Consider the following 24,586-nt stretch of genomic DNA (forward strand, 5'->3'; position numbering starts at 1 on the left):
AGGGAACCACCATGCGAGCGGTGAGCCTGGCCGAGACGGCCACCACCATCCACCCCTGGGCCATCCACGCCGAGGCGCTGAAGGTGCGGGCCGGCCGACACCTGGCCGTCGACGGGCTCGACCTGAGCCTCGGCACCGGCGTCCACGGCCTGCTGGGGCGCAACGGCGCGGGCAAGACGACGTTGATGCGTGCCCTGGCCACCGTGCTCAAGCCGTCCGGCGGCCGGCTCACCCTGCTCGGCAGTTCGGTGGACGGCCGCGCCGACCTGCGCCAGGCCCGGCGTTCGCTGGGTTACCTGCCGCAGCACTTCGGCTACTACCCGCGCTTCACTGTGCGCGAGTTCGTGTCGTACCTGGCCTGGTTGAAGGAGATGCCGAAGTCCGACATCCCAGCGGCCACGCAGCGCGCGATCGACCGCGTCGGGCTCAGCGCCAAAGCCGACGCCCGGCTCCGCACACTCTCCGGCGGGATGCTCCGCCGGGCCGGCGTCGCCCAGGCCATCGTCAACGATCCGCGGGTGCTGCTGCTGGACGAGCCGACCGTCGGCCTCGACCCCGAGCAGCGCCTCGACCTGCGCGAGCTGCTGCGCGACCTGGGTACGGACGCCTGCGTGCTGGTCTCCACCCACCTCGTCGAGGACGTGGTCGCCGCCTGTACCGAGGTGGTGCTGATCAACGAGGGTCGGTTGGTGTGGCAGGGCACGCCCGCCGGTCTGGCCGCCGAGGGCGACGAGCGCCATCCGGGTGACAGCCCCGCCGAGCGCGGCTACTCGGCGCTGCTCCGTCGCCACGAGGCGGCCAGCCGATGAGCGTCCTGCGGATCGAACTCCGGCGCTCCGCCGCAGCCGGCGCCGCGCTCCTCGTGGTGGCGGTCGGCGTCGCCGCCCTCTACCTCGCCCCGGGCCGCTGGTCGGAGGGGTGGATGTCCCTCACGCTCGCCGTCAAGGAGTACCTGCTCCTGCTCTGGCCGATCGCCCTCGCCGCCGGAGCGTGGCAGGGCCGCCGCGAACACCGGGCCAAGGTCGGGGAACTGTTCGCCACCACACCCCGATCCCGCGCCCGCCGGATGCTTCCGGTCCTCGTCGCGATGGGGGCCGCGCTCGGGCTCGCCTTCCTGCTGGTGGTCGGCGCGGGCGGCATGCGGATCGCGTCCACCGCCGCGTACTTCCCGCCGGACGTCGTCGCCATCACGCTGGTCGGCGCGTTCTCCCTGGTCGCGGCGGCCTGGCTCGGCCTGGGCATCGGGCGGCTGCTACCCGCCCTGGTGACCGCGCCCGTGCTCGCCGTGGCCGGTGTGCTGCTGGTCTTCTTCACCGCGATCATGCGGCCGGACTGGATGGGCGCGATCCTGTCTCCCGCGTACGGCAGCAGCACGTTCTACCCGTTCCAGACCATCGACCCCCGGGTCACCGCCGTGCTCGCCATCTTCCTGGGCGGGCTGGCGCTGACCGGCGTACTCCTGCTGGTCGCGCAAGGTCCCCGTACGTCGGTGGCCGCCGTGCTGCCGGTGTTGCTCGGCTTCGGTGTCGCGGCGGCGCTCGTCCCCCGTGACGAGGCAACCCTCGTCGCGCCGATCGATCCCGTGGCCCGCGAACTCGTCTGCACCGACGACGCCCCGAAGGTCTGCGTCACCCGGGTCAACGCCAACGTGCTGGACACGCTGACCCCGCTCGCCCGCCAGGGCCTGGCCGCCCTCGCCAAGATGCCGGACGCCCCCACCCAGGCGCACGAGGACACGCGGGCCTACCTCATCGGGGACGTGCCCCTCCGCGACGCCGACACCGTCACGATCGACGTTCGGATCGACGACCACGGCGGCCTGGCTCATCCCGACGCCGTGGTCCCCGAGATGGTGTTCGGCCTGGGCACCGGATACGGCGGCCCGGACTGCGAGCGCAACGGCGCGGTCGAACGAGCCGCCGCATACCACCTGCTCGGCCGCGAGCCGGTCTCCGACGTCGGCGTCATCCCCGAAATGATCGAGGAGGATCCGCAGCTCAACGCCGAGGCGGTCACCCTGTGGCGGGACCTCCAGAAGCTGCCCGCACCGGAGGCGCTCTCCCGCGTGACGGCGGTACGCGACGCCATCCTGGCCTGCCAGGACCCCACCGGACTGCTGTCGCGATGATGCTGCACCTACGCGCACGACGCGTACCCGTGGCACTGGCCGCGTCCGTCAGCGCCGCCGCCCTGATCTGGGCGCTGTGGCTGACGCTGTCCACCGAGCGCGACGTCATCCTCCTGCTCGTCGTCCTGACGGTCACGCTGATGGTGGCGACCCTGTCGACCACCCTGGCCGCCCCCGACGAGGACCTGGAACGCACCGCCGCACTGCGCTGGCCGTGGCGGCGAGCCGTGCACCTGCTGGCCGCGCTGGCGCTCGTACTCGTCGTGCTGCTCGCCACCCAACCCACCGGCGCCCGTTTCGGCCCCACCGCGCTGCTGGTCCGCGACTCCGCCGGCCTGCTGGGCCTGACCGCGCTCTGCGCGACGGTCGCGGGCGCGGCCCGCGCCTGGTTCCTCCCCGTGGGCTGGGCGATCGCCGCCGCCATGTTCCCCCAACCGGGCACGTGGGGCGCGCTCGCCACCTGGCCGGGCCAACCCCTTGACAGCCGGCCGGCGGCCGTGGTCGCGGCCGTCCTGGCGGTCGCGGGCGTGGTGGCGTACGCGCTGCACGGAGCCGCCCGACGCGAGTGACGGAAGCGCCGACCCGCGCCGCAGTGGTCTCGCGGTCACTCAGCGATCGGCGATGCGTCGCCACCACCACTGGCCGTCTTGTGGCCAGCTCGGATCGTGCAGGGTGCGGGCGCGGTACCGCTCAGCAAGGGGATCCACGATCGCCTGGATCTCGCGCCTGCCGGTCGGAGGGACCGCCCTGGCGATCGTGTGCAGGGTGTCCATCGCCTGACGCGGGTCACAGCAGGGGCAGTCGGCGTCCTGATCGAGCGTCAACACCGCGCCGGATCGCCGGAGAAACCGGGCTCGTTGATCCGTCAGGTTATGCGTGACGGGGTTCGGCGCTCGGGTGGCGGCTCGGGCGGCGGCTCGGGCGGCGGCTCAGCGGCCTGCATGTCGAGTTGAGCGCACTCGATCTATTGCCGGGTATGAGCAATGATCGGCGGCGTGAACACTGTCATCGCCATCTCCCAGGTCGTCTCCACTTTGATCGTCGCCCTGGCGTTGCTGGTCGGAGCTCGCCAGGCCCGGCACGCTGGGCGGCAGGTCGAGGCGGCATACCGTTCACAAGAGGTCCAAGGCACGATGGAAGTGGTCAAATTGATCACCTCGCCCGAAATGCGGTCCGCCGCCCGGGTGCTGCCGTCGGTCCTCGAAGTTCCTTACAGTCAGTGGACCGAGGAGCAGAAGACAGCAGTCATGGTCCGTTGTAACGGCTTCGATGTGGCGGGCATGTTCGTTCGTGCCAATATGGCCGACGAGAACTTCATCGTCGACAACTGGGGAGCGTCCATCCTGGAGATCCGCGAGATAGCGAGCCCGCTTATCGCCGAGCTGCGGCACAGATACCGGGTCGAAAGCTACTGGGGGAACCTGGTGTGGCTGGCAGGTCGTTGGGAGTCCCGGCGGGCAGTACGGTCAACGCGTGAGCCGGCCGCCGCCGATGCAGCTTGATCTTCCTTTCGAGTTTTAGCGAGCATCATTTCGGCCAGCCGGACCTGTCATCCACGGATGTGGCTGTCACCCTTGCTGTCGACAGTCGTCGTCGGCGGCGGCTCGATTCCGTGGATGGCTGTCCCGAGGCGTCGGCAGCCGGGTACGTCCCCGATGAGGAGCCCGAGGTTCGTCGTGGCCTAACCGCTTAGTCCACGGCCGTCCGAGCGGCGTCGAGGAAGGCTAGCCGATGATCTTCCAAATAGTCCCTTACGCTTTGCCCGTCGGGTAGCACTTCCCATACAGCCCGGTTGAGGTCAAGGAAGTAGGCCCGAGCCGCGGTATGAACCGGAAGTGGAAACGTCAGGCGGATCATCCGCTCAGCCACCCATACACGGTTCATGATCGCTTGCGTTTGGACTTGCCACTCATCGCCGTCCTGCCAGCTGAATGGACGCGTGAATGCGCATCGCTCAGCCTCGGCCGTGACCTCGATGAAACTCTGCAACTGGGCCAGCCGCTCCGTTCGGCGGCTCTCGCCAAGAGCCATGGCCTGCCGTCGTTCCTCTGCTCGCTCAGCCGACCGTTGAGTCATGCGTTGGACCCAGAACGACAAGCCCCCGCCCAGTGCCACCCCGCCCAGCGAGGTCAACGACACCCAGACGTCGCTCGGCATGGCCCCATCATGGCACCGACCCTCGTGGGCTGTCGATCAAGCGTGACCTCGACAAACGTCGTCGCCAAGGGTCGTCCCTGGTCGCTGCTGTTCGGCGCCCGACGGCCTGGCGCACATCGGGCCGTTGAAAGAGCGGTTGGGCGGACCGCATGACCAAGGGTGAAGCGACACGGCAGCTCGCGGCCAGGACCGCCATCGAAGTCGGCACGGTTGGCATCTGCCGTACCGGCCCGACGCACGGCAACAGCGGCCTCTAAGTGTCGCTGACCTGCGCGAGAGTGGGCCGCCAGGGACTCGAACCCTGAACCTATGGATTAAAAGTGGCCAGGAAACGACAAAACGCTATGAAGTCTTTTTGCCGTCGTGACCTTGGCTTGCCGTCCGAGTAACGGCAGTGCTGTCCCGTTGTGTCCGCGCTGGTCCAGGGCCTGGTTGCGGTGCACGACGCGGCGGTGTGCGGCCCGCCTCGTGGTGATGTCCGGGGTTGCGTCATGGGTCCGTCCTCGGTTGGGGACGTCCGAGCACCCGGGGAGCGGCCCATCGGTGGTACGACACGGTTCCCGCCGTCTCCTTGAGCCGATCGTCTGCACCTGTGGCGAGCCCAAGGGGGCCGACAGGACTGGGATGAAATTGGGGCGCGGCTTTGATCTTCGCTGGCCATACTGGTGCCCATGAAGCTTGCTGAGGCCCTGGCGCTGCGCGCGGACGCGGCGCGCCGCGCCGAACAACTCCGTGCCCGCATTACGGCCAGTGCCCGCTACCAGGAGGGCGAGGCACCCGCGGAAGACGCCTCGGCTCTCCTGACCGAGGTGGGCGAGGCCCTCGGTGAGCTGGAGTCGCTGATCCGGCGAATCAATCGCACCAACGCCGCAACCACCGTCGATGGCGCCACGCTTACTGACGCGCTGGCGCGTCGCGACGTTCTCCGTCTGCGGCACAGCGTGGTCAACTGGGCGGCGGACGCCGCCGCAGGTGAGGGCCAGCGCGGATATCGGCAGCTGCGGTCGGAGTTGAAGATGATCCCGGCGTTGCCGGTGGCCGAGCTGCGCCGGCAGGCCGACGACTTCGCCCGGCAGTTGCGCGAGGTCGACACGCTGATCCAGCGGACGAACTGGGAGGTCGAGCTGCTGGACTGAGGGGGTTGCGGAGCAGGTAGCCGACGTGGAGGCGTGCACGAACCCGCGAGCCGGCGGGTATTCCGGCTCACTCCTGGCGCGCCGAGGGCAGGCGTTGGGGTTCGATTCCCCGGCACACATCGCATGCCCAGCACAGCACACAGGTGACGGCGCACAGGGCACGGCACACTACCGGGTGCAGATCCACGACGGTGAGGGTGGGACAGGGGACTTCCGCAACCTCTTGCAGCAGGCTCAAAGGTGGCACCTGACGGCTATCGATCGCGTCGCCGCCACCCCTGCCGTCCGAGGAGCGCGTTCAGGCGCTGCTCGCCTACAGCAGCAGCCGTGCGCTCCCGGCGGCGTCAGGCTCGACGACAACGGTCATGAAGCTCGGCAATGACTTCTTTCTCAGGCGCGGTGATGTCGCCATCGACCGTGGCCACCCGGCTGGCGACGTCAAGGAGCTCGGTCAGGTCTCCGGGCTCGGCGTCCAGACGCCTCCACACCTCGTTAGGGTCAATTTCGACAACGTCAGCTAGTTGATCATCGACTACCCCGTGCAGTTCGCGGACGGTGCGCGCCAGGTGCTTCATCAGCAGCGCTTCATCGTGGCCGATCTTGTTGTCCGCTGTGATGACGAGCCACGCGACCCACAGCAGCAGCCTCGGGTGCTGACTCCGGCTGCTCAGCCTCTCGGCGAGCTCAGTCACCCGCGCCTCGTTACGGAAGACGGTTCGCGCGTGCCGGCCCGCGAACAGCGTCGTGTAGCGGTTCAGCACGACGGTGAGGGGAATGCCGACCAAGGGGATGCCGACCTTGATGACGTTGCGCTGCAGGAGGTGCTTCCCGACGACGGGAAGCCCTTTCGCCGCGGTCAGGACGCTCTTGGAGTAGAACCGCTTGACCAACGGGCGCACCACGAGCGGGACCGACTTGGTCAGGCTCTCCCGCGCGAGCTCCCCGCCTTTGATCGTGAAGGCCACACGGATGAGCTTCCACATGTCGTCTGGGTCGTCTAGGTCGAGCGGGACCCGATAAAGCACGGAGATGTCGTAGGCCAGGCGCAGCTGAAGCTGGGTGATGTAGGTGAGGTCGACCATGAGGGTCACCGCGGCGGCCGGCAGAGTCAGCGACGAGGCTCCGCCGGCACTGCCGATAGTGGCAGCGACGGCCGCTGAGTATGCCCCGGCCGAGAGTCCACCTTCAAGCGCGGCATATCGTGATGCCATCGTGATCCGCTGTTCAACGATGCCATCCGCCGGCACGCCCTTGTATTTCTCCTGGAAGTACAGCCAGTCGACCTTGTTAGTGTAAGAAGTTAGGGCCTGCGCGACCAATTTCGTGAACCAGTTGCCTGATTTGACGTCGTCCGGGTTCAAGCCCCTAATGAACTCCCGCAGCTCGGTCCGCTCCCGCTCGACAGCCTCCCGGGCAGCACCGTCGTCGGAGTCGCCGGCGTCGTTCGGAGCTTCGGTCATAACTATTTCTCCCAGGATGTTCAGCGTTGATCTTCTCGGTGGCCGACAGATGGGTTTTCAATCGGCGATGACCCTGCTCGGCTGCGACTGTCGGGTCGCGTCATTGTGCCGGCGAGTGGCACGACTGGGTAGTCGGTCGTGGTCTACGTCGTGGTGGCAGCGGGCTCTCGCACCACTCAGCCCGGCGGCGGAGCTGTGTAGACGCCCGTGAGGCCCGTATCCTTGCGTGCTTCGTGCACGGTCTGCTGGACCTCGCGCCGGGTGCGTTCCGCGCCCTTTATGATCAGTTGGTCGACAGGCCGGTATCGGCTTCGTAGCGGTCGCGTCGTTCGAGTATGGGATCGCGGATCGCGGCTAGATCCAGTAGTCGGCTTCGTCTGCCTTGACCACAAAGGCGACGCTGTGCCTGGCTCGCGTGACGGCAACGTAGAGCCGGTCGGGTGCTTTGAGAGCTGAGTGGTCGGCCGTCCGTAGATAGCTGAGCATCGGCTTGGTGGGGAAGATCAACACGCGGTCGTAGGTGCTGCCCTTGGAGACACCGATATTGAGGGCTGCTAGTCCGAGCGTTGGCGTCCTGACCGAGTCACGCAGCACCTGGGGAGAATATTTCGCCACATAGGCGGGCACGCCCTCTCCGGTGATCTTGAAGATGCCGTCGTGTCCCGTCTCAGCAAGGTTCCGGGACGTCGTGGTTGGCATCTGGGGGTAGAGCCGGTCGGACCAGTCGCAGATGAGCTGGTGGCAACGCCAGCTTTCGGTACGCATCTCCACCGGGCAGGCCGCTCGTCGGCGCTGGAACCAGTCCAGGATCCCGGCTCCGCGGTACTTCTTGTTACGTGGTCCGTTGTTCGTGGCGAGGGTGTGCTGACGGGGATCGCCCACGACGGTGACGCCCATGCTCGACCCGAAGAGCTTGTCGACGAAGTCGAGGTCGTAACCTACGAGGTCTTGGAACTCGTCGATGTAAATGTGGTCGTACATCGCTTCCAGTCGGTGCATCACGGCACCGTCGGAGGCGCTGTCGGCGCAGCAGACAAAGTCGGAGACTCCGTCGCGGTACATGTCGCCATTGCGGTCGAAGTAGTACGCGAGAGGTTTGTCGCGGGGGGCGAACCGTGGCCGCCGGCCGTTGAAGTTGAGCGACCGGATGTGGTCAATCCTGCCGGTGACGCAGGCCTGGAACGGCTTCGCGCCCTGACGAATGAGGAATTGAAACCAGGTGATGGTGGTGATATGGGCGGGAATCACTCCCGTGACCTCGACCAGGCGCCGACGGATCTGGGCGAGGTTCTCTTGGGTGTAGGTGGTGATGAGCACGCGCTGCGATGGGTCGGCGAGCGCGGCGTCGATGATCAGCTGAGTTTTGCGTGACCCGGCGGCAGCGATCACCGCGCGGTTACCGGCGGACGGCATGGCGAATGTACTCCGGCATGGTGATGGTCTGCTCGGACTCGAAGACCGCGAGCGCCCAGCCAGTCTTGTTGGCCGTCATGTGGGTGAGCAGCTCTTCGTCGGTCGCGAAGTTCTTGCCGAGGATCTCGTTCAGGCGCGCGAGACCGTTGGCGGCTAGTACCTGGGGTTCCAAGGTCTTGGCGTCCCCGGTGCCCACGTGAATGGAGATGAAGTCGTATTCGGCGAACTCCGCGTAGCGCTGATGCATCTTGGCGGCGTCGCCGTCGTTGTCGTTGACGACGGCGACGGGCTTGGCCAGTGGCACGGCCAGGTCCAGGAAGCGGGCGGCCGACAGGCCACGGACGTTGATGATGTCGACGCCGTCGGCGATGGGTTCGCGTCCATGTTCATCGAGGTAGGCGCGCGTCAGGATTAGTTCATCCGAGGGCCCTTCCACCAGGATTGCGCGTTTGGCCAAGACCAGGCGCAGGGTGTCGTAGCCGGAGAGCTTCTTGAAGTAGTCGACGGTGTCCCTGCGCAGGTCGGTGATGCGCTGCCCACCCGCGTTGGTCAGCAGGATCAGCTCGTCGAGGCCGAGCTTGTTGAGGATGAAGGCGCTGTGAGTGGTCGCTAGGACCTGCTTGCCGGCGCACTTCTCGTTGATCTTGTGGACGAGCTGATTCAGTGACGAGAACGAGAGGTGGTTTTCCGGCTCCTCGATGAGCACGACGTGTGTGTCGGCGATTTTTTCGGTCAACGCCAGGAGGATCTTGAGTGAACTCTGTTCGCCCTTGCCGACGTAGGGGAAAGGCAGTTCGTCGAGATGCGGTACGAGGCTGCGCTCCCAGCCTGCCCGTTGGGAGATGTCGATGGACAGTGTCAGCTCTCGATCGCTGATCTCGCCGCGTTCCCCGGCAAGCCTGGTGTTGATCTCCTTGACCGCTGCGATGTCGCCGAAGGTCTCCCGCAGACTGCGATAGGCCAGCGACAGCTCGACCCGCTGACGGGGCCCCAGGGAGTCAGCAATGATCGACTGCAGGTAGGCATCTGCCCCGTTCGGAAGTCGGATCGCGGTCGCGTCAATCAGCGTTGCGGCCGCCGGAACCCCGCGCGCCGTGATGGCCTCACCAGCGAAGTTGGTCCAATGGACCTGGTAGTACTCCGTCGGCACCCAGGCGATGCGGCCCGGTTCGGCAATGTACGTGGCGTACTCGTCGATGAAATCGAGGTTGAAGGCTATCCGGATCTTGACGCCGGGCGTGAACTCCCGCAGCGAGTTGTTCGCGCCTCTGAGCGTGGCCAGGTTGTCGGCGTCGTCGAAATAGAGCTCGATCAGAATTTCCGGTGGCTCCGCCGGGCCGCGTGCGCGCAGCGCTGCTACGTACTCACGGGTGGCTTGCAGATTCATCAGGAACGGCGACAGCTCCGCGGCCGCCGGATTGCCGCGTAGCCTGCCGGTCAACGCAAGGTTGATGGCCTCTAGCAGGTTCGACTTGCCTGCGTCGTTGTCGCCGACGATCACGTTCACGCCGGGGTTGAGGTCCAGCGCGAAGTTCCGGAACACTTTGTAGTTTTTGATCGTGATCTTCTTCAGCATGCGTGGCCGTAGAAGTCGCGTGGCTGTTCCGCCTGGTACGGATTGGTCAAGGCCGTCTCCTCACGTCACGGTACGTGTCGATGATGGTTGGCGGCGTACCGATATCCATTCCGCTGTCGCGTAGTTGACCATGGTTGTAGCCGGTCAGAGAGTGCGGACCGACCGGAACGTGGCGACGAAGGCGGCGGTGTCGCGGTGCGTACCAGGACGGACGTGTAACGGTCGTCGTCTGGCAGGAGCCCGTTTCACTCCGTGAGGGTGACTTGCCACGCTGTGGCTAGTCGTGCTACCTCGGGGTGTCGATCTACGGGCGCCGCGCGGGTGGCGTGGGTGGCAAGCCGAGCCTGGGACGGGGTGCCTCGCCAGCCGTGTGGGGAGTCGAGCAGGTGCCAGATGGTGCGGCCGAGGGTGTACACGGTGGTCCGTTGGTCGATGACGGCACCGCGGACGAATTCTTCTGGGGCCATGTAGCGGCGGGATCCGGGCAGGCGGTCGGCGTCGAGGACGAAGGGGCCGGGCCGGTACTCGTCTAGGTCGATCAGCCGCATCTGTCGAGTGTCGAAGTCGTAGAGGAAGCAGCCGTCGTACAGGTCGACCGCGACGTGGCCAGCCGCTGCGACGGCCTCGTGCGCGTCGAGGATCGTGGTGATCGCTGCCTCGACGTCGGGGAGGGGCAGCTGTTGGAACCGGGTAAGCGCGGCTCGGTCCGAGCCGTGCGTGGTGGCGTGGTTGAGTACTGACCCGTCGTGCCAGGGGTAGACCAGCACTGGCCCGTCTGGGCTGTTGAGGATCTGCTCGGGGCGGACGATCGCTGGGTGCTGAACCGCGGCATGGAATCGTTTGGCCCGGATCAGTGAGAGGCGGGCCGGCACGGTGGTGGCCTTCTTGACAAACCAGCGGCGCCCGGCATTCTCGACGCCGTAGGACAGGCATCCCGAGTCTTGGTCGTTGAAGACCGTGAACGCGGACGCGAGCGGCAGGTCGGACATGTTGGCGAACCTACGCCCCCACGTGGCCGTCGGGTCCTTCGCTTGTGCCGGTCCGCCGGCAGATGCCCGTCTGCTCCGGGGACCAGGCGGGTTCGCGGTGGTTGCCGGCGGCTTCCACGAGTGCTGCCGGTACACGTGCAGCGAGTTGTTCCGCCTGGTTCAGGGTGAGCATCCCGCTCTGGCGGAACGCGTCGTAGTCGCACAGCAGATCCGTGAGCTGCTTGCCCGGCCAGTGACGGAGAGCTTCCGCCACCTCGGGGAGCCGCAGGGGTGCCTTCGGCTGCCGCTGAACGACTAGAAGCCGAGCTGCGCATGAGAGCACGGACAGAACGTGGCGGGCGGCGTCCTCGCGCCGGGTACTGCTGTCGTATCTGGCGCTGAGGCCACTCACGGCGATGTCGTGAAGCACGCCGATGTCCTCGGCAAGATTGGTTGCTGCTGGAGTTGTGGTGTGCGTCGGGCCCGCGCCTGCGATCACGGCGGTGTCGAGGCCGACGCGGTCCAGCGCCACCCGCATCGTCATGTCGTGCAGAGCGCCGAGGCTGCGGACGTCGTCAGCGTGTTCGCCGGTGAGATGTAGCGAGGCTCGTATGCCGTGAAGCTTGGAGGCTTCGGCGACGATCTCGTTGATCTTGGCTGCTGTCCGTGAGGACGCGGGGAGATTCCAGGCGACAAAGCCGACGTCGCTCCAGCCGTCGATGAAGTCGCCGCGGGCGGCCGAGCCGCACAGCCCTATGCCCGCTTCAGGGTGCCCGGCGATGGCGGCCTGAACGTCCGTTGCGACTTCGGTTATGAGTTGGCTGAGGCTTCGGCTGAATGGGAGTGGCCCTGCCGAACGCCAGGCGATGATGGCGAGGGCGCGGTCCAGGATCGGCTGGAACTCAACGTGGGTGGCCGCTCGTCGGGCGGCGGGGGCGTCAAGCCAACGAGCTTGGACGAAGCCCTCGTCTCGGGCTGGCGTTGTAGCGGTGGTCGCGGTGGTGAAGAGGAACCAGTCAACGGTCTTCGCCGCAGGCGAGCCGTCGCTGTCGGTGAAGACGTACTTCTCCTGTCCGAGGTACGCGCCGTACTGAGTACCGGTCAGACCGGTCTCCTCGGCCACCTCCCGCACGGCTGCCTGCAGGGGTGCCTCGCTCGGATCGAGGCGACCCTTCGGGGCTACGGTCTGTCGTTCGCCGTTCCCCCGGACCTGATCGAGAAGCAGGATCGAAGGAGCGCCCAGATCGTTGGTCGTGACGACCGCGCCGGCGGAGGAGTATCGACGAATCACGGCTGGCTTCCTCCGGAGGGCTGCCTGGATGGATTCAAGCGCGTCGCGGGAACGAGCTGAACGGTCCTGCGGGGCAGGCACGTTCGTTGGTACCTGGCATTCCACTACGCCCTGGGGTGGGCATCCCAACTCGCGGGCTTCTACTCAGGCGGGACGATGGTCGAGGCCATAGTTGTTCCACCACGACGGTCGGTGCCTTCGAAGGGTTCCTGCGACTCGGGTCAGTAGCAGCCAGTTACCGTTCAGTGTCAGTGCCGCGTCCTCCGGCCTGCTGGCGAGCAGCCGGTCGACGGCCGCGACCATGTCGGGGACCGCCCTGCCGGACGTGTCGTCCTTGAGTATGTGGAAGACGATGTTGACGTACGGGTCGGGTTCCCATTCCCATTGGGAGCCGTCGTCGTCCTCGGCGTCGTAGTAACCGTTTCTGCCGGCATAGACGCTGACGGTGTAGCCGGACTCGTCACCGAGGTCGGCGCCGAGTAGTCGGGGGTATCCGGGCAGAGTTGACTCCTCGACGTTCCCAGGAGCCGCGATTTCGGCCACTTGTTCCAGCGGGATGTCGCCCGCCAGCGTCAGTCGGTACTCGATACCCACGTGCTGCCTGCCTTCTCAGTCTCGTCGGACGATTTGAATGATCTCACCGCTGCGGGTCAGCGCTGTGAGTTCTTTGAGGTGGTGGATGGGCCAGTCGTCGAACTGCTTCTGCAGGGTGCCGAGGTCGCCACGCCAGTCCTGCAGGTTGAGCATGATCCGTTGGGTCTGCTGGCTGGCCACCTTCCCCGACACTTCCGTCCAGACGCCGCGCGTGGCTTTCGCGGGGGTCGGCGAGTAGCAGTCGAAGACATGGCCTTCGATCAGGTAGTCCGGGTCCTTGTCCGGCTTCCCGCCGTCGCCCGTGTTCCTCCGCGCCTCGGCGATCTCCTGTCTGGTCGGGTTCTGGTGCAAGCGGTAACCCTTGCCGGCGACGGTGTCGGCACACGCGTTTTCCAACTCCAACGCACGCTGCACCCTCTGATCCGCCCGTGGCGGAATTTTGGTTCGGGGCCCGGTGGGTGATCCGCCGAGGACGCCGGTCGGGTGCCGGCTCCACGGCGTGGGGTTGCGGTCACCGGAGGCATCGCCGCCGGAGGCGGGAGGCGGCGGGTTCGGATTGGTGGTGGCAAGAGGGGGCGGGCTGGCCGGTCTGGGACTGCCAGCCCCGATCAGTTTCCCGAGGACCCGATCTGCCGTGCTTCAGTGATCGCGGCTTCGATGAGTTGCCGAGTGGTGCTGGTGCGCTGGACTACCAGTACCAGGACCTGCTTGATGCTTTCCAGCGCCTGTAGCAGGGGTCCGGGCTGCCCGCCCTGAAGGATCATGGTGACGAGCCGCTGTGCCTCACCAACCTGAGCGATCGTCGCTGCCGTCGCGTCTCGGGTGCTGTCTACCGCGGCGTGGACGGGTGTCAGCCCGGCGATCGTCTCCTGCGGAGTCGCCCCGTGTGGAACGGCCGCGGTTGCCTTCGTCGCCTCACCGATCGAACCGCCGAGGCTACCCAGGCCGCCTTGAATATCGGTGATCGCACTGCGCACTCGCGTTACGCCCACCGCCACCACCGCGAAGCCAGCGCCCGCAGCTCGCAGGGCCACCTCCTGTGCCTGACTGTCTGCCGCGGCTGCCAACCCCTGCGCGCGCTCGACGCCTGCCGCCAGGGCTCGGAGTTCAGCGGTGACCTTCTCGATGTGCGACACGTAGCCGACTCCCCAATCGAAGACCGTGATGATGTCCGGCAGCCGAAACTACCGGGGTATCCGGGAGGCCCGCCAGACATCGGCAGTCGACCTGGGTCCCGGGCATGACGTAGATCGGCGGTGGAACCTCGACATAGCTGGTGGTGGAAGTTGATCTCGTTTCAAAGTTCTCGCGCAACAAGCGGTCGACCCTCGCTCCGTAGCCTCGGGCTACCCCTGGGTCCTGGCGCCGATGATGACCTCGGTGCGGACGAGTTCATCGAACAAGCCGGTGGGGCTGTACTTGATGAGGGCGTCTCGAAGGTCGGCTTCGAATCCCGCCTTGTCTGGTCCTAGTTGCGCTTGGCTGCTGTATGAGTAGGAGAACTGCAGCCCAATGACCTCGTCGAGGGTCCGCGTAATGGTGCGATCCCAGGTGTGGATCTCGAGATGGCGGAACGTTGACTGGGCGAGGACATCTTGGTGGCGTTCTGTGGGGTGCTGGTAAGTACCGCTGCTGGCACGCCGGCTGGGACCGAGGTAGCGGGTTCGTACCTCGGCGATGACGTCGGTCCAGGGGGCCGGTTCGATGTCGCCCGGTGCGCCACCGGAGGCGAGGACGACGGCACCGGCGGGCTCGATGATCTTTTCGATGTCGCGCAGGGTCTGGTGCCGGTCGGTCCAGTGAAACGACGCCCCCATGACGGTGAGCAGGACTGGGCCGATGTTCATCGCGGGTAGGGTCGTGGAGTCGCCGAGCCGCCAGGTGATGTTGCCTGTGCGCTGTGCTTCGGCGAGTGCGCGGCCCTCTTGCAGCATGCCGGGTTCCGGGTCGACGGCAATGACTTCACCGACAAGCGCCGCGAGCGGCAGCGCGATCGTGCCCGTGCCGGTCCCCAGGTCCACGACGCGCTGAGTGCCGTCGAGGCTGAAGCGCAGGCGAAGATGCTCGTACATGGCGGGGTCGTAGCCGGGCCGATATTTGGCGTAGTACGGGGCAGTGGAAATGAACAGTTGGTTGGGCTGCTTGGGCATAGGCACGTTCTCCTTGTCGGTCCGCATGCTGGGCTTTAGAGGCTGGTCGTGGGCGTTGAGCGGAGAGGCCCGAAGGGCTCGATTTCGGCCTGTCAGACTGATGGCTGTCCGTCCATGCTCACCATGAGCGCGAGGATGCCGTCATGGAATTCCGACCGATCGAGCGCAACTCCGAGTCATTTCAGCAGTCGGTGACCGCCGACGAGATCGAGGCGGTCTGCCGGCGGGTTTTCGGTGCCGACGCACACGTCGTGTCGGCCATCGAGCTGGGCTCGGGGATGTACAACAACACCTATCGGGTCGTCGTAGCGGGGCGGGGGCGGCCGGTAGTGCTGCGGGTCGCCCCGGAGCCGGACAAGCAGTTCCGTAGCGAGCGACAGCTGATGCGAAACGAGTTCGCCAGTGTGCCTTGGCTGACCGTGCTCGCGCCGCTGATGCCGCAGGTCATCGCCGCGGACTGGTCTCACGAGGTGATCCCCCGAGACTATCTGGTGCAAACGTTCCTTGATGGCGTTCCCGCGCCGGATCGTCTCGGCGCCTACCCCCGATCGTCCTGGCCTGGCTTTTTCCGACAGTTGGGCACGATCGCTTCCCGAGTTCATGGGGTGCGGGGACCATCCTTCGGTCCCGTCGCAGGTCCGGCGTTTGCGACGTGGAGCCAGGCAGTGGTGGCCTCGTTGTACGACATTGCCGCCGATCTCGACGGCGTCGGCTTGGACGCTGCCGACGTGCGTGAGGTTGCTGCGGTGGCAGGCCAGCACTGCGCCGTCCTCGACGAGATCACCGAGCCGCGAATGCTTGCGGGCGACCTGTGGACCGTCAACGTGATGCTCGACCCCGTCGCCGACGAGCCGACCATTACCGGAGTGCTCGACCTGGACCGCACATGGTGGGGTGACCCGGCTGCGGACTGGACGATCCGCATGGCCGCGGCGAAGCCAGGCACCGAACGTGACGCGTTCTGGGACAGCTACGGGCACCCGGATCGCTCCGCGTCTGCGGTGTTGCGCTCGTTGATCTACGAGGCGCGGCACATCGGCGCCATCCGCTTGGAGCGTCATCGACTCGGCAAGGCCGACGGTGTCCAAGGCACCTTCGAAGCCATGGCCGCCGTGTTGGCCGAGCTCACCTGAGAGCGCCGCCCCGAGGAGGCCAACCGGCGGTTGCGGTGACAAGTACCCGGTGCAGCAGGTGGGCGGTCGGGAGGCGGCTTCGGGCCTCCGCCTGGAGACCCGCCAGCGCGCGATCCCCGTCCGGGTCGCCCAAATCCAGCGCTGTTCGGTAGCTCCGCAGGTAGACCTCGGTCCAGTCAGGCCGTTCGGTGCACTCCACATCGACGAAGCCGGCATGGGTAAGAACTCGGGGCCAGTTGCTGAACCGGTGCCGCTCGGGTAATCGACTGTCACCCGGATGCCGTGGATGCCAGCCGGTGAGGATAAGGCGTCCTCCGGGACGGAGGATGCGCCGCGTTTCGACAGCGGCCGCGGTCCGATCGGAGGCGTACTGTAGCGCATCAACGGAGATCGCCGAGGTTACGGCGTGGTCGGCAAGTCCCGTGGCACTCAGGTCGGCCACCACGAAGTGGGCGTTCGCCTTCATACCAGAGGTTGCGGCACGTTGCCTTGCCAAGGTTGTCGCGACCGGGGAGAAGTCGATGCCGATCAGGATGGCACCTGTGGTGCGGGCCAGCCACAGGCCAGGGCCACCGCGCCCACATCCTAGATCGGCAAGAATCGCGCCCTCGTCGATTGCGAGCTGCTGTCGGATGTGGAAGAGGAGGTTGGCCGAGAGGAAAGAGAACGGTTCGATCTCCGACGGCATCGCCGGGTCGACCATCCGTACCACTCTGGCGAAGCCCTTGCCGTTATGGGCCTCGCTCCGGAACAGTTCGTCGAACTCATCCGCTAGGGGCGGTGCGGAGTGCCCCCGCTCGGGTGCCGGTTTGCTGGGCATGGTCATCGCGCCTTTCGGCCGGCCAAGTTACGGGAGCGCTGGTGATGTGGTGACTCGCCGTCAGCGTCCTCCGGGTCGATCGTGATGGTGATTCCGGCGAGCAGTTGCTCCGCGCGGGTATCGACGCTCTCTCGGTCTGCGCCCGTGACGAGGAAGTAGCCGAGACGTCCGCGATTTGCCTGAGCCGGTCCTACGACATCGCCAACCGCGACGCGCAGCCGTACGTCCGGAATCCCGGCGCCGGCTTCGGGGAGGCCGGTGACCGAACGGAGACGCCCGGCTGTCGGACTGGTCAGGAACCGTACGGTGGCATGGCGGCGACGGGTGGCGGTGAGCTTGACGGGGCGGCCGAGCGCGACGTCCAGCAGCGCCGACCACGGATCCACGCCGAGGGCATGGTGGATGAGGAAACCGATCTGGCCGGCCCCGACGCGGGCACCGATCTCGATCACAGAGCACCTGCCGTCCGAGCCGAGGATCATCTCGGTGTGTGAGGCGCCGTTGCGGATACCGACGGCGTCGATGGCGCGCTCCACCTGCTGATGGACGGCCTGCATTACCGCAGGTGGAAGGGTTGCAGGCAGGCTGTGGCCCACCTCCACTCGGTGCGCTCCGGCAGTGACGTTCTTACGGGTGACGCAGAGGTGCGCCGTCGTTCCGTCCTGCGTCAGCGACTCGACGCTGTACTCGGCGCCCTCGACGTGTTCCTGGACGAGGACTCGCGGGTCGAGCGACATGCCGTACATGCCGCTCAGGGTGCGGGCGGCCCGCCAGGCACCGGTGGCGGCGGCCGCCTCGCAGACGACCGTGACGCCGACGGCACCAGCGGCCTCGCTGGGCTTAATGACACAGGGGAAGCCGACCTGACCCATGTTGCATCGGCTGCGGAGCTGTTCCTCGTCGTTGACGACGAGGGTGTGCGGGGCGCTCACGCCGTGGCGGGCGAAGGCCTTACTCATCGCGATCTTGTTGCGGGCGGCGTCGGCTCGGGCCGGATCGTTGCCGGGCAGGCCGAGTGCGGCACTCGCCTGAGCGAGCAGCGGGGTCAGGTATTCGTTGGTCGTCAGTACCGCGTTCGCGCCAATCCGGCTTGCGTAGTCAACGACGTCGCACAGGGCCTGCTCGGCGTGGGAGAAGTCGGTCTGCAGAATGCCGGACCAGCGTCGGCGCAGATCGGGACCGTAGGCGGCGTGCTGGTCAGGCATGATGGCGGCGTGAATCCCGTAGCCGCGGGTTGCCGCAGCATCGATAAGAGCACCGGACTCGGGCCCGCCCGGCTCTAGCAGCAGGATGCGCGGGGTGCTGCTCACAGGTAGTCCTCAAGCCGGCCGTTGCGGTGGGTGTCGAGGGTGAAGCAGTGGAACCCGCCGCCAAACAGCCGTCGGTGTCGGTGCCGTACTGGAATGGCGATGAAGCCGTTGGCATCGAGGGTCTTGAGCAGACCTGGGCAGTCTTCGTTGACCAGAACGGTGTCCGGGTCGACGGACAGGACGTTGAGATCGATGTAGGGGCTGGTGAGGACCAGGTCGGCGTCGTCGTAGGCGGGGAATGCGCCGCGGTCGGGTTGCGGCGGGACGATGAACTTCCATGACCTCAGCGGCGCGGGCAGTTGGTCACGGATCCCGTCGTGGCGGGCGAGGAACACACCGGGTTTCAGCGCCAGGAGCATGCTGTCGATGTGGTTGTCGGCCAAGCGGTAGACCCGGTGAATTCGGTAGCGGCCGTCGAGGTGCCGCTCGAGCCAGTCGACTGCCATCCGGTGGTTGTCCTGCGCGATGTTGACGACCAGGTCACGGCCGAGGCGCAGGACTTGGGCGCCGTCCAGCATCATCTCGAGCCCGACGTCGTACGGGCTTGGTCGGGCGTCGGCGATCGGTTCGGTTGGGCCGCCCAGGGTCGTAGCGCTGTCCCGGGCGTAGGAGAGGTCGAAGGATTGATCGGTGAGAGTAGGCCGGGGCATCGTCGTCCACCTGGCTCCAGCCTCGTAGTAGCGGCGGAAGACAGGGGCCAGCAGACGGGTCTCCAGGTGACGAGAGCGGATGGCGGGTGGCGTCTCGATGATCTCGTCACCGAGGATGAGAGTGTTGTCGCGGATGTTCAGAGCCGGCGTGGGTGCGGCCTGCCAACCCAGACCCGCGATGGGTTCGCTGTCCGGTGGCAGAGGCAGCGGCCGGTGCACCGTGACGCCGAGACCGACGAGGGTAGTGGCCAGGTCCTCGACGTCCTCGTGGAGTTCCTCGGTGTAGCGCTGGCTGATCGCCCACCTTCGCCCCGTGCCGGCGCTGCCAGCCACGGTCAGGCGGGGATAGGCCCAGTCCGATCGGAAACCCCCCAGAATGTCGTGGTGGAAGAGCTCAAAGGTGACGTCGCGGTCGTGACTGAGGTAGTTGGCTGCGGATCCCACGATGATCTCGCGCAGCGGTGTGAAGTCGTCGTGGCTGTTCAGCTTCATGATGAACCTCCTTTGTGTGCGTGGATCGGGCGCTGTTCGGGAAGGCACCGTGCCCGTCATCGGAGGTTGGCTGGGAAGGGCAGGCGGTGCTGCTCTCGCGACCGACCACGACGCGCATAGAGCACCGTCTCGCCGGGGGTGAGTTGCAGGCTGCGCTGTTCGCTCCAACCGACGAAGCGGTACTCGTCCGGGCCGACCGGTGTCAGGGCGAAGACGCGACCGGCGGCGGTGAGCGTCAGCCGTCCGTCGGGCTCGCCGACCCGTGCGAGCTGTGGTGGACCGTCCAGCGGCTGGTCGTTTTCGAAGTCAGTGAAGCCACGGGGAACATGCACTGTGTGCGGCAGAGTGACCGGGCAAGGTGCCGGCGGCGGCGTCGGCCGGTTGAACAGGATGTCTGTATCGGCGAAGGCGACCTGCCAGGCCGTGGGAAACAGGGCGGCCAGCTTGGCGGTGAACAGGGCGTCGATTACTGCATGTATCCGGGTGACTGGGCCGGTGTTGCGCACCAGGTGCTGCCGAGAGAAGTCCCCGTACCAGAACTGCCCGGGCTGCCAGCAGTGCTCAACGCCATCGAGGACGAGCACCGCATCCTCGTGGGTCACCAGCGGGATGTGCAGCCGTACGAGGCCCCGGGAAAGGGCGTACTTCGGATCTCGGTGTGGCCGCGAAGTGGCGCCAGGGCCAAGTGCCATCAACCGTACGGCGTTGAGTGGGGCCGGGACCGCAGCGAGGATCTCGCGTAGATACGGCAGCTGCCGTAGCCACACGGTGGGGGCAAAGTCGACCGGACCGGGGCCGCCGGGATCGGTGCGTTCTGCGTCGCCACCGGGGCTTCGGAGCGGCAGGACCCGCCAATCGATCGTGGCGGCCGCGCCGATGTCGCCGCCGACCGCGTGGATGCGTTGGTGCTGCCACCGGTGGCCGGTGACATCGGCCAGTTCGCAGGCGAGCCGGTCGGCGTCGAAGGACGGAGTGAGCCTCGCAGCCTCGGCAAGCGCGGGGCGCTCGGATGGGAGCATTGATGACCTCCTCGAATTCGAATGTCAGGCGAGGTACCGGCGGGACGCGTCGACGCTGTCACTGCCGCGGTTAGCCTCAGGTGTGTCCGCGAAAGCGGGAATCGAGCCCGTCCCAGATCGCCTGGTGCTCGGCTTCCTCGCCGTAGGCGACGCAGAAGAGGAAGTGGGCGCTCTCGGCCCCGACCGGGATGATCGGCATCGAGACGATGACACCGGTGCGGGTGACAGGGTCATAGCCGTACCCGAGTTCGTCGACTGCCTTCAAGAAGGTGTCGGCGTCGGAAACGGCCCAGGTCGGAGCGGTGTGGTACTCCACCACCGACCGCCGTGGGGCTGCCGCGGTGTCGACGATGCGATGAGCGATGACCTGATAGATGTGCAGTGAGCCGGACACCTGCGGAGCGACCCACCGAGCCCCACTACGAGCTGGCGTTTCTCGCGGTAAGGCCCAACAGCACAGGTGCCGGCTACGGCACCGCCATGCTCGCCCACCACCGCAGCCGCCTCGACCACGTAGGCCTGCCGTCCTGGACCAGCACCACCTCGACCAGTGACCTCTACAGCCGGCACGGCTACACACCCCGTCCCCCGATCATCCTGCCGGACGGTCCAACCCTGCACCCGATGCGCCGCAACCCCGAGGCAGACGGCGATCGGCGGGAGGGTATCGCCGCTCACTCGTCACGGCGGGCGTAGATCAGCATCGTTCGTCTGGACCGGGGGCGGACATCAACCCGGCGCCAGGTGGTCGGGTAGCCTGAAGCGCAGCGGGCCGTTAGCTCAATGGCAGAGCTGAGGACTTTTAATCCTTAGGTTCTGGGTTCGAGTCCCAGGCGGCCCACCAGGTTTGGCATTGCGCGAACGGGATCCGATTCGCTGCCGTCGCCGGTGGAGGTAGCGGGTGTCGCCGCGTCCACCGCGACGGGCTCGTCGCGCGGCAGCGAGATCGCTTAGGCCATCGGTTTCCATCGAGCGCAACCACTGACCCTGCCCCATGGAGTTCAACTGCCGCGTGGAGCGTGTCCGCGTGGGCAGGCTCGCCTGATCTACACGAGTGCCGGTAAGCGTGCCGCAGCAAATTGGAATCAAGCCGACCCGTACCGCAGCCGCGCAGCGCGAGGAGGGGGAAGCAGCGCGGCAGAGCCTTTCTGGGCGACGCGCACTGCGTGTGCCGCATCGCATCCTCGATCTTGAACAGCGACCTTTGTAAGATCAGCCGTACGCAGCTCTGCGCTCCAACGAGTACCCCGAAACCACCCCGCGGAACTCACCCGCCGAGTGGCTCAGCGTGCAAGCGTGGCAAACACTTGTCGGTGGTTTACCCAGGCGGCACCGTCATTCTGCGCGCCGACGACCACGACCTGCGCTGGTGACCTGGGCCGTTTCCGCGCCAACGTCACCCTCGCTGCGACCCTGAGCGAGGTCGTGGATCCCGCCGAGCGATACGACGACTGGTGCTTTCGCCTGCGCGAAGACCTCACTGCGGCAACCCAACGTGAACTCACCGCCGACGCGTCGAAGCGCCTCCTGCTGCCCGAGGGGCAGGAAGCACTCGGCCGGCTCAAACGCGTCGACAGCTACGTGCCGTCGAGTAACGAAACAAGTCGTATGCTCGCTACGCGTGTGACTCGCGCGTGGTGTGCGGCTTACCGTCGACGTCATGAGAGCCGCATCAGGGGAGAAAACGGGCGTGGTTGCCGGGCTGGCGGACATGGCAGGACTAATCGATCCGGGGATCGCCGTCCCGGTGATCGTGGTGCTGGCCGTCGGGTTTCTCGGTTGGGTGATCGTGAGTGACGGTCGGACGGTTCGGCTAGAACGGCTGATTCGTGCCTTCAGGGAAGGGTGCAAGGGGGCGGACGATGACACTTGATCATGCTGCCGACGGCGCCGGCGAACGGCGGCTGGTGACCAGGCTGGAGATCGCCCAGGCGGCCGGTGTGCATGGGGCGGCGGTGAGCAACTGGATGCGGCGGCACCCGGACTTCCCCGACCCGGTCAGGACCGTGCCCGCTGACCTCTTCGCCGCCGAGGAAGTGGCCGAGTGGCTCGACAGCCGCAAGATCCAGCGCGATGAGCGGCGAGAGGGCGAGACGGCCGGTGTCACCTACGGCCGGCGCTTTCGTCTCACCGTCGGCTTGGCCGATGTCCACTCCGACGTAAAGGTGGCACCCGACATGTTCGCCGAGGCCATCAAGGCCGACCTGTGGAAAAGCCTCGAGCCTGGCTTCACGGAGAGCCAGGACCGCACGATGTTCCAGGAATTGATCATGGCGCTCGTCTGCGTCCAAGCGATCGCCCCGAAGCAGTGGGCCCGCATCGCGGACACCTACAGTCCAGACCTCTTTGCCCGCGTGTGGTCCGCCCTGCCGACAGCCGACGGCATCCGTCCGGAACTGTTGGACAGGATCGTCCGAGACGGGTGGTGGCAGGCTCGCTTCCGTGCCGGCGTCAAGGTTCTGCAACGCTGGGTCCAACCTGGTACGAGTGCGCCACAGGAAAGGGCCGGCCGCCGGTTGACGGCCGCCGCGGCCTTCGACCACCTGCTCGATCGGTTCGCGCAAGCCCGTAAGTCCAGCGACGACGAATACCTCACCCCGCACGGCGTGGCTCGCCTCATGGTGCTGCTCGCTGATCCAGGACCAGAAGACCGGGTGTACAACCCGTGCTGCGGCTCCGGCGAAATCGTCGCCGCCGTACTGGACCACCAACGCGACAACGGAGCAGACCGGTCGCTGGTACACAACGTCAGCGGTCATGCCCTGGCCTCCCGGGCATGGCGCCTGGCTGTCATGAACACCGCCGTTCACGGCTACCCACTCGACCTCGGCGGGCAGCCGCCCGACGACCTCAAGGTCGTCGACGTCAGCGGCGGCCCCTATGACGTCGTCCTGACGAACCCCCCGTTCACGATGGCCGACTGGCGGTCCGCAACGGAGATTGCGTCTTCCGGTTGGCCGTACGGTGAGCCGCCCCGCCACAACGCACACTTCGCCTGGCTGCAACTGATCGCGGCCTCACTGGCACCGGCAGGACGAGCCGTCGCGGTGATGCCCAGCAGCACCACCTCCGTCGCCACCAGCAAGAACCGGCAGATCCGCGCCGCGATGGTCGAACAAGGCGTGGTCCGGTGCATCATCGAACTCCCGAAACAGATGTTCCGGGAGACGGCCAGCCCGCTCAGCCTCTGGGTCCTCGGCCGCCCCCAGCAGCGTCCGGACTACGAGGTCCTGCTCATCGACGCGAAGAAGGCCACCGAACCCGCGGGCAGGACCCACCGGATCCTGTCCAACGCCGGTAGCCGGCACATCGTCGATCTCTACCGCGCATGGTCCGAGGCCGGAGGGGGTCCGATTCAACCGATCGGCAACCTCGCCGCGGTCTCCGTCACCCTCGAACGTCTCCGCGAGCACAACCACGACCTCACACCATCGACCCATCTCCGCCCCCCGGCCCCGGACGTGACGAGCCGGTCGTCGAGCCTCAGCGCGCTCCGTGCCGAACTCCGCCAGCTCGACGACGCTGCCGTTGCCGCCGACCTCGACCTGGATCACCTACTCGATCGGTTGCAGCCATGGAACCCCTGATCAGTCCCACCCCCGACAACTGGACGCACCGTCGCCTCGGCGACCTCTGCCTCATCCACGGCGGCCCCAGCGGCTCCGACCTCAACGCCGGCGACCGCGACGCCGAAGGCATCGCGGTCATCAACACCGTCGACATCAGCGACGGCCGGGTGTCCGACACTCCGAAAACCAGGATCAGCCCGGAGGCGGTGCGGAGGCTGAGCCGCCGCTACGAACTCGCCGTCGGCGACGTTCTGCTGGCCCGGCTCAGTGGAAGGGTCAATCACGTCATCATCGGGGAACGGGAAGCCGGGATGCTCATGGGCGGATCCACGATCCGGATCCAGGTCACGGAGCGCGCGAGAGGGGTCCTCCTACCGTTCTATCTCCACTGCTACCTGATGCACCCGACGGTCCTGGAATTCCTTGGTCAGCAGGTCAAACAGGGAGTCCAGCCCAGCCTGACCCAGAGCAGTCTCAGAAACCTGCCCACCGCCCTGCCCCCGATGGACATCCAGCGGGAGATCGCCGAGGTGGCGCAGGCGTTCCGGAACAAGATCGAAGCCCACGAAAGGGTCGCGGGGTTGACCCGGCAGTTGTACAAACAGGTGGTCCCGCAGATGGTCGCGAACGAGATGACGTTTCGGGTGTAGCTCAGGGATCACTCACGATTGATCACGTTGTGCAGGCGCCGGTCGTCGCGGTCGACCCGGATGATCCCGC

Annotated in this window: 26 protein-coding genes and 1 tRNA gene; 11 read left to right on the top strand and 16 right to left on the bottom strand. The window is 66.7% G+C overall.

The features are described from left to right. Positions 1-11 precede the first annotated feature (11 nt). From ACQP03_RS01290 to ACQP03_RS01300, 3 genes are read left to right on the top strand one after another with little or no spacing between them, the layout of a single operon-like run. Positions 12-809: an ATP-binding cassette domain-containing protein gene (locus ACQP03_RS01290; RefSeq protein ID WP_357131957.1), complete on the top strand. Its 798-nt coding sequence runs from the start codon at positions 12-14 to the stop codon at positions 807-809. Beyond that, positions 806-2,128 (top strand): hypothetical protein, encoded by a 1,323-nt coding sequence (locus tag ACQP03_RS01295; protein WP_357131954.1) that lies wholly within the window; start codon positions 806-808, stop codon positions 2,126-2,128. The genes ACQP03_RS01290 and ACQP03_RS01295 overlap by 4 nt, the downstream gene beginning before the upstream one ends. Beyond that, the gene (locus ACQP03_RS01300) at positions 2,125-2,697 is read left to right on the top strand and encodes a hypothetical protein (protein ID WP_433459921.1); all 573 of its coding nucleotides are present in this window, start codon (positions 2,125-2,127) and stop codon (positions 2,695-2,697) included. Before ACQP03_RS01295 ends, ACQP03_RS01300 begins: the two co-directional genes overlap by 4 nt. 39 nt (positions 2,698-2,736) lie before the next feature. Here ACQP03_RS01300 and ACQP03_RS01305 read toward each other — a convergent pair whose 3' ends face one another. Further along, positions 2,737-2,901: a hypothetical protein gene (locus ACQP03_RS01305; RefSeq protein WP_357171633.1), complete on the bottom strand. Its 165-nt coding sequence runs from the start codon at positions 2,899-2,901 to the stop codon at positions 2,737-2,739. Positions 2,902-3,123: 222 nt separating this feature from the next. On the opposite strand from ACQP03_RS01305, the gene ACQP03_RS01310 reads away from it, so the two are divergent. Continuing rightward, positions 3,124-3,630 carry a DUF4760 domain-containing protein gene (locus ACQP03_RS01310; RefSeq protein WP_357131945.1) on the top strand — a complete coding sequence of 169 codons (507 nt, stop codon included), beginning with the start codon at positions 3,124-3,126 and terminating at the stop codon, positions 3,628-3,630. Positions 3,631-3,817: 187 nt separating this feature from the next. On the opposite strand, the gene ACQP03_RS01315 is transcribed toward ACQP03_RS01310, so the two are convergent. After that, complete coding sequence (locus ACQP03_RS01315; RefSeq protein WP_357131942.1) at positions 3,818-4,285, bottom strand: hypothetical protein; 468 nt, start codon at positions 4,283-4,285, stop codon at positions 3,818-3,820. A gap of 671 nt (positions 4,286-4,956) precedes the next feature. Between ACQP03_RS01315 and ACQP03_RS01320 the strand changes: the two genes are divergently transcribed. After that, positions 4,957-5,421, top strand: coding sequence for a DIP1984 family protein (locus ACQP03_RS01320; protein WP_357392545.1), 465 nt, complete (start codon positions 4,957-4,959; stop codon positions 5,419-5,421). A gap of 344 nt (positions 5,422-5,765) precedes the next feature. Here ACQP03_RS01320 and ACQP03_RS01325 read toward each other — a convergent pair whose 3' ends face one another. The 9 genes from ACQP03_RS01325 to ACQP03_RS01365 form a co-directional block, all read right to left on the bottom strand. Beyond that, positions 5,766-6,881, bottom strand: coding sequence for a hypothetical protein (locus ACQP03_RS01325; RefSeq protein ID WP_357392544.1), 1,116 nt, complete (start codon positions 6,879-6,881; stop codon positions 5,766-5,768). A 354-nt stretch (positions 6,882-7,235) separates the two neighbouring features. Continuing rightward, positions 7,236-8,294 (bottom strand): UvrD-helicase domain-containing protein, encoded by a 1,059-nt coding sequence (locus ACQP03_RS01330; RefSeq protein WP_357392543.1) that lies wholly within the window; start codon positions 8,292-8,294, stop codon positions 7,236-7,238. Beyond that, positions 8,278-9,870 (bottom strand): ATP-dependent nuclease, encoded by a 1,593-nt coding sequence (locus ACQP03_RS01335; RefSeq protein ID WP_357392542.1) that lies wholly within the window; start codon positions 9,868-9,870, stop codon positions 8,278-8,280. The genes ACQP03_RS01330 and ACQP03_RS01335 overlap by 17 nt, the downstream gene beginning before the upstream one ends. A 245-nt stretch (positions 9,871-10,115) precedes the next feature. Further along, entirely contained in the window at positions 10,116-10,859 is a 744-nt protein-coding gene (locus tag ACQP03_RS01340; RefSeq protein WP_357392541.1) for a serine/threonine-protein kinase, read from the bottom strand. A gap of 10 nt (positions 10,860-10,869) precedes the next feature. Continuing rightward, on the bottom strand, positions 10,870-12,129 hold the full coding sequence (locus tag ACQP03_RS01345) for an NUDIX domain-containing protein (protein ID WP_357392540.1): 1,260 nt from the start codon (positions 12,127-12,129) through the stop codon (positions 10,870-10,872). Positions 12,130-12,273: 144 nt separating this feature from the next. After that, positions 12,274-12,723: a SitI3 family protein gene (locus ACQP03_RS01350; RefSeq protein WP_357392539.1), complete on the bottom strand. Its 450-nt coding sequence runs from the start codon at positions 12,721-12,723 to the stop codon at positions 12,274-12,276. A gap of 15 nt (positions 12,724-12,738) precedes the next feature. Continuing rightward, positions 12,739-13,137 (bottom strand): hypothetical protein, encoded by a 399-nt coding sequence (locus tag ACQP03_RS01355; RefSeq protein WP_357392538.1) that lies wholly within the window; start codon positions 13,135-13,137, stop codon positions 12,739-12,741. A 194-nt stretch (positions 13,138-13,331) separates the two neighbouring features. Next, positions 13,332-13,859 carry a DUF6244 family protein gene (locus tag ACQP03_RS01360; protein WP_357392537.1) on the bottom strand — a complete coding sequence of 176 codons (528 nt, stop codon included), beginning with the start codon at positions 13,857-13,859 and terminating at the stop codon, positions 13,332-13,334. Between the two features lie 210 nt (positions 13,860-14,069). After that, positions 14,070-14,873 carry a class I SAM-dependent methyltransferase gene (locus tag ACQP03_RS01365; protein WP_357392536.1) on the bottom strand — a complete coding sequence of 268 codons (804 nt, stop codon included), beginning with the start codon at positions 14,871-14,873 and terminating at the stop codon, positions 14,070-14,072. Positions 14,874-15,016: 143 nt separating this feature from the next. On the opposite strand from ACQP03_RS01365, the gene ACQP03_RS01370 reads away from it, so the two are divergent. Then, positions 15,017-16,006 (top strand): phosphotransferase family protein, encoded by a 990-nt coding sequence (locus ACQP03_RS01370; protein ID WP_357392535.1) that lies wholly within the window; start codon positions 15,017-15,019, stop codon positions 16,004-16,006. On the opposite strand, the gene ACQP03_RS01375 is transcribed toward ACQP03_RS01370, so the two are convergent. The 5 genes from ACQP03_RS01375 to ACQP03_RS01395 form a co-directional block, all read right to left on the bottom strand. Further along, on the bottom strand, positions 15,999-16,826 hold the full coding sequence (locus ACQP03_RS01375; RefSeq protein ID WP_363660396.1) for a class I SAM-dependent methyltransferase: 828 nt from the start codon (positions 16,824-16,826) through the stop codon (positions 15,999-16,001). The two genes, ACQP03_RS01370 and ACQP03_RS01375, sit on opposite strands and share 8 nt — an antisense overlap. 2 nt (positions 16,827-16,828) lie before the next feature. Next, complete coding sequence (locus ACQP03_RS01380; protein ID WP_357392533.1) at positions 16,829-18,136, bottom strand: ATP-grasp domain-containing protein; 1,308 nt, start codon at positions 18,134-18,136, stop codon at positions 16,829-16,831. Continuing rightward, positions 18,133-19,338 carry a glycine amidinotransferase gene (locus ACQP03_RS01385; RefSeq protein ID WP_357392532.1) on the bottom strand — a complete coding sequence of 402 codons (1,206 nt, stop codon included), beginning with the start codon at positions 19,336-19,338 and terminating at the stop codon, positions 18,133-18,135. The genes ACQP03_RS01380 and ACQP03_RS01385 overlap by 4 nt, the downstream gene beginning before the upstream one ends. After that, positions 19,335-20,297 carry an aspartyl/asparaginyl beta-hydroxylase domain-containing protein gene (locus tag ACQP03_RS01390; protein WP_357392531.1) on the bottom strand — a complete coding sequence of 321 codons (963 nt, stop codon included), beginning with the start codon at positions 20,295-20,297 and terminating at the stop codon, positions 19,335-19,337. Before ACQP03_RS01390 ends, ACQP03_RS01385 begins: the two co-directional genes overlap by 4 nt. A 76-nt stretch (positions 20,298-20,373) precedes the next feature. Beyond that, positions 20,374-20,691, bottom strand: a complete 318-nt coding sequence (locus tag ACQP03_RS01395; RefSeq protein WP_433459933.1) for a hypothetical protein — start codon at positions 20,689-20,691, stop codon at positions 20,374-20,376. Between ACQP03_RS01395 and ACQP03_RS01400 the strand changes: the two genes are divergently transcribed. From ACQP03_RS01400 to ACQP03_RS01420, 5 genes are all read left to right on the top strand, one after another. Continuing rightward, complete coding sequence (locus tag ACQP03_RS01400) at positions 20,679-20,993, top strand: hypothetical protein (RefSeq protein ID WP_433459935.1); 315 nt, start codon at positions 20,679-20,681, stop codon at positions 20,991-20,993. The two genes, ACQP03_RS01395 and ACQP03_RS01400, sit on opposite strands and share 13 nt — an antisense overlap. 73 nt (positions 20,994-21,066) lie before the next feature. Beyond that, a tRNA-Lys gene (locus ACQP03_RS01405) sits at positions 21,067-21,141 on the top strand. Positions 21,142-21,957: 816 nt separating this feature from the next. Continuing rightward, positions 21,958-22,170 (top strand): hypothetical protein, encoded by a 213-nt coding sequence (locus ACQP03_RS01410; RefSeq protein WP_357392520.1) that lies wholly within the window; start codon positions 21,958-21,960, stop codon positions 22,168-22,170. A 34-nt stretch (positions 22,171-22,204) separates the two neighbouring features. Then, positions 22,205-23,884 carry an N-6 DNA methylase gene (locus ACQP03_RS01415; RefSeq protein WP_357392519.1) on the top strand — a complete coding sequence of 560 codons (1,680 nt, stop codon included), beginning with the start codon at positions 22,205-22,207 and terminating at the stop codon, positions 23,882-23,884. Next, positions 23,872-24,516 carry a restriction endonuclease subunit S gene (locus ACQP03_RS01420; protein ID WP_357392518.1) on the top strand — a complete coding sequence of 215 codons (645 nt, stop codon included), beginning with the start codon at positions 23,872-23,874 and terminating at the stop codon, positions 24,514-24,516. The genes ACQP03_RS01415 and ACQP03_RS01420 overlap by 13 nt, the downstream gene beginning before the upstream one ends. The last annotated feature ends 70 nt before the right edge of the window (positions 24,517-24,586 follow it).

Origin of the sequence: Micromonospora sp. CA-248212 (assembly GCF_050948405.1) — a bacterium.
GTDB lineage: Bacteria > Actinomycetota > Actinomycetes > Mycobacteriales > Micromonosporaceae > Micromonospora.

What these genes read in the sequence shown, in the direction of transcription:
- ACQP03_RS01390 (WP_357392531.1), bottom strand. Translation starts at nt 20,297, where the DNA reads ATGCTCCCATCCGAGCGCCCCGCGCTTGCCGAGGCTGCGAGGCTCACT.
- ACQP03_RS01305 (WP_357171633.1), bottom strand. Translation starts at nt 2,901, where the DNA reads ATGGACACCCTGCACACGATCGCCAGGGCGGTCCCTCCGACCGGCAGG.
- ACQP03_RS01300 (WP_433459921.1), top strand. Translation starts at nt 2,125, where the DNA reads ATGATGCTGCACCTACGCGCACGACGCGTACCCGTGGCACTGGCCGCG.
- ACQP03_RS01420 (WP_357392518.1), top strand. Translation starts at nt 23,872, where the DNA reads ATGGAACCCCTGATCAGTCCCACCCCCGACAACTGGACGCACCGTCGC.
- ACQP03_RS01365 (WP_357392536.1), bottom strand. Translation starts at nt 14,873, where the DNA reads ATGCCCAAGCAGCCCAACCAACTGTTCATTTCCACTGCCCCGTACTAC.
- ACQP03_RS01340 (WP_357392541.1), bottom strand. Translation starts at nt 10,859, where the DNA reads ATGTCCGACCTGCCGCTCGCGTCCGCGTTCACGGTCTTCAACGACCAA.
- ACQP03_RS01325 (WP_357392544.1), bottom strand. Translation starts at nt 6,881, where the DNA reads ATGACCGAAGCTCCGAACGACGCCGGCGACTCCGACGACGGTGCTGCC.
- ACQP03_RS01290 (WP_357131957.1), top strand. Translation starts at nt 12, where the DNA reads ATGCGAGCGGTGAGCCTGGCCGAGACGGCCACCACCATCCACCCCTGG.
- ACQP03_RS01370 (WP_357392535.1), top strand. Translation starts at nt 15,017, where the DNA reads ATGGAATTCCGACCGATCGAGCGCAACTCCGAGTCATTTCAGCAGTCG.
- ACQP03_RS01335 (WP_357392542.1), bottom strand. Translation starts at nt 9,870, where the DNA reads ATGCTGAAGAAGATCACGATCAAAAACTACAAAGTGTTCCGGAACTTC.
- ACQP03_RS01315 (WP_357131942.1), bottom strand. Translation starts at nt 4,285, where the DNA reads ATGCCGAGCGACGTCTGGGTGTCGTTGACCTCGCTGGGCGGGGTGGCA.
- ACQP03_RS01320 (WP_357392545.1), top strand. Translation starts at nt 4,957, where the DNA reads ATGAAGCTTGCTGAGGCCCTGGCGCTGCGCGCGGACGCGGCGCGCCGC.
- ACQP03_RS01330 (WP_357392543.1), bottom strand. Translation starts at nt 8,294, where the DNA reads ATGCCGTCCGCCGGTAACCGCGCGGTGATCGCTGCCGCCGGGTCACGC.
- ACQP03_RS01295 (WP_357131954.1), top strand. Translation starts at nt 806, where the DNA reads ATGAGCGTCCTGCGGATCGAACTCCGGCGCTCCGCCGCAGCCGGCGCC.
- ACQP03_RS01385 (WP_357392532.1), bottom strand. Translation starts at nt 19,338, where the DNA reads ATGACGGGCACGGTGCCTTCCCGAACAGCGCCCGATCCACGCACACAA.
- ACQP03_RS01410 (WP_357392520.1), top strand. Translation starts at nt 21,958, where the DNA reads ATGAGAGCCGCATCAGGGGAGAAAACGGGCGTGGTTGCCGGGCTGGCG.
- ACQP03_RS01375 (WP_363660396.1), bottom strand. Translation starts at nt 16,826, where the DNA reads ATGCCCAGCAAACCGGCACCCGAGCGGGGGCACTCCGCACCGCCCCTA.